Origin of the sequence: Undibacterium sp. Tian12W, from assembly GCF_049339405.1 — a bacterium.
Lineage (GTDB): Bacteria > Pseudomonadota > Gammaproteobacteria > Burkholderiales > Burkholderiaceae_D > Undibacterium.
Genome location: NZ_JBMPPK010000063.1, coordinates 1 through 785 on the forward strand (window position 1 = coordinate 1; position 785 = coordinate 785).

The window sequence follows — 785 nt, forward strand, 5'->3', positions numbered from 1 at the left end:
CCAGTGATGGTGACGTTTTGTGTGGAACCGGATGTGTCAGCTTTACCAGTAGTGAAGATGCCATTGCCGAGGTTCAGTGTCAGGTTGCCTTTGAATGCGGATGCATCAATGGCGGACAGACGGCCTGCAGCTTGGAGAATACCACCGGAGTAGTTGACGGATTCAATCGTCGTTACACCATTGACAACATTGGATGTTTGGGCCAGTGTGAGGTCTTTGTCGCCAGTGATGATGACTTTGCCTGCTGTACCTGTGTCCATTGGCAGGTTCAGTGTGCCGATGTTGTTGACGTTACCAGTGCTGTTGATGGTCAGTGTTTCGTAACCTTGGTTGCCTACGCCTGCGGCGGATGTGCCGGAAGTGTTTTGACCAATGTTGACTGTACCAACTTGGACGTCGGACAGATTCAGTGTACCAACGTTAGCGCCGAGCAGTGTGCCGTTGCCGAAGGAGAATTCAACTGTACCGGCGTTGTTGGCGTTGGTGCTTGTCAGGGACAGTGTGTCGAGAACAGATTTGATGTTTTCGATACGGGCAACGTTTGTACCTGCTGTGGAGGCGATACGGTTGATGCCAACGTTTTTGAGGCCAGTTGCATCTTGCAGATCGACAGCAACAACGGCGTTGTTGTTGACGTTTTGCGCATCAGCAGAACCAGTGAACGTGAAGTTCGCTGTTTGGATATTTTTCAGTGATGGGGTGATGATTGGCGCGCCGTTGTCATTGGAGTTACCCAGTGTGGCTGTCAATTTGTTGTTGGCTGTGGCGGATGTGTTGGAGCCTGT

At 51.2% G+C, this 785-nt stretch carries 1 pseudogene; it reads right to left on the minus strand.

What is annotated here, in order from left to right:
- Positions 1 to 785 (minus strand): annotated as a pseudogene (locus ACO0LI_RS30605) (hypothetical protein); the annotation flags it as partial.